Origin of the sequence: Cetobacterium sp. ZWU0022 (genome assembly GCF_000800875.1) — a bacterium.
Lineage (GTDB): Bacteria > Fusobacteriota > Fusobacteriia > Fusobacteriales > Fusobacteriaceae > Cetobacterium_A.
The window spans coordinates 1-2,140 of record NZ_JRJZ01000060.1; the positions used below are offsets into that span (position 1 = coordinate 1).

Genomic DNA, 2,140 nt, shown 5'->3' on the forward strand with positions numbered 1-2,140 from the left:
TTAAATACGTCAATATTTGAAATTTCTTGCTTTAAATTTAAAAGTTCATTTTTAATCTTATCTATTTCATAAGTATTACTATAATCTATATGATTTAAAATTTTCTCGAATTGATTATCATAATTTTCTTGCTCTTCCTTAAATATTTTTTGAATATTTTCTATTTTATATCCATATCTTACACTAAATAAATCAGCCTCTTGTAAAGTTATCATTATAAAATTTGAACAAACTATAGTAGTTAACATTTGCAAAGGCATTAAAAACACCTCAGGAATACCAAATTGCTTTTCTATATACTCAAATAATATTTCACAGACAACACTTATTACCAATCCTGATACTAACTGTAGAATAGCATCCATTTTTTCAGCTTTAGATCGATTTTTATCAAGCATTATTTTTATTGCATCAACACTTATTAAAACAACTTGTTTTATTATTTTTATTATCTTTTTTATTGTTGCTCTAATCATTGAAATTAAAATATCAAATATATTTTTTAAAAATTTCTTTAAACTTTTTTCACCAACCGATAACATAATCTCCGTTTTTTTAGATATAATATAATTGATTATTCTATCACTAGATTTTTCCAAATTTTCTAAAATAGATTCTATTTTATTGTTTTTATTCAGATTAATTCTGATTTCATAAATTAGAGGTGGAGTTAGATAGTAAAGTGCTTGTCCTACTAAAATTTTATGAATATTTTGTTTTGTATATTTAGCAGATTCTTTAGCAACTTTTAAAGAATCTGTTTGTTTTAACATCTCAATACTTTCTTTATTTTGTGCTGCTTTTGTTTGTTCATATATTTTTCTCTTTATATGTGGATACACTTTTCCATCTTCATCTAAAATTCCATCATTTTTTAACTTTTCATTTGTTGACTCTTTTCTAGTTTTTGGATTACCTTCAAGTTTTTTTATAATTGCTTCTGTCATTTGCTCAGGAGTTGCTTTAGAAGTTATATCTTCACCTTTTTCATTTAATACTTTAGCATCTCCCTTACATTGATTAGCGGTGCTTCCCAACATAGCAAAATTATCTGGCGAATTATAAAACTCTTTTAATTTTTCTATTCCACTATTTTTTAAAAATTTTGTAGAAATATGAATAGTTGCAAGTGGTATTTTATGATCTACTTGCAATTTTTCCACCGAAGCTTTTCCTGTTTCATCTTGCAATTTGTCGTCTTCTATTTTTTGATTTTTATAATCTTTTTTTCCTTTTTGTATAATAGCAGAATCTACATATTTTTTATTCTCTTTTTCAAATAACTTAATTTTACTATCTTCTAACTCTTTATTTATCTTATTTATAGTATCTTTTGAATTGGACATATTATATATATTTTTTCTTAAATCTAATTGACTAGCTAAGGGATCAAACTCATTTTCATATTTAAAATCTAAAATACGTCTAATTAATTGGTCTACTGTTAGATTATAGTCAGACATATCAAAAAAATTTCTAATAACTTCACCAGAAATATCCATAGCACAAGCTTCTAAAAATTGTTTACTTACATCGTCTTTCAAATTTTTAGTTTCTAATAATCTACTATTTATACCTTCCATCATATCCTCATAAATTTTGTCATGATATTTATGAAGATTCCTTCTTTCATCAATTATATCTTTTATAGTCATTTTGATTAGTTACCTCCATATATAATATCTTCTGAAACTTTTTCTTTTTGGTCTCTGATATACTTTATTTTTATTTGAACTTTTGTCATGTTGTTGATTTTTTCTTCTTCTAAATTATTATCTGTAAGAGAAATTAGAGTTGTTATTACATCTTGACTAAAGAAATTTTGAACTATTTGAAATAATAAAAATGTATTTTGAATAAATAAATAATGTTTTCGATAAATAGATTCTGATAAATTTGCTACTTTGGTAGGAGTTATTTTAGTTTCTTTCTCTAATTTTCCAAAAATGACTTCATTTTTTATAGAATGTGCTAATAAAAATAATTTAATTATCTCTAATTCTGGAAAAATTTTTTCCTCTAAAAAATCTGAAATTTCATTAATTAAATTTCTATATTCAATTGTTATTTTTTCACATAATATAATATAATCTCTTTTTAAATCTAAATTTCCTTTATATTTTTTTAAATCTACCTCTAT

Annotated in this window: 2 protein-coding genes; both read right to left on the reverse strand. The window is 23.0% G+C overall.

Going from position 1 to position 2,140, the window contains the following annotated elements; genetic code table 11:
• A partial coding sequence (locus L988_RS05680; RefSeq protein WP_052191709.1) for a hypothetical protein occupies window positions 1-1,655 on the reverse strand: 1,655 nt, incomplete at its 3' end.
• A gap of 5 nt (window positions 1,656-1,660) precedes the next feature.
• Window positions 1,661-2,140 (reverse strand): hypothetical protein (locus L988_RS13800; RefSeq protein ID WP_047382463.1); only part of this gene is annotated, 480 nt, incomplete at its 5' end.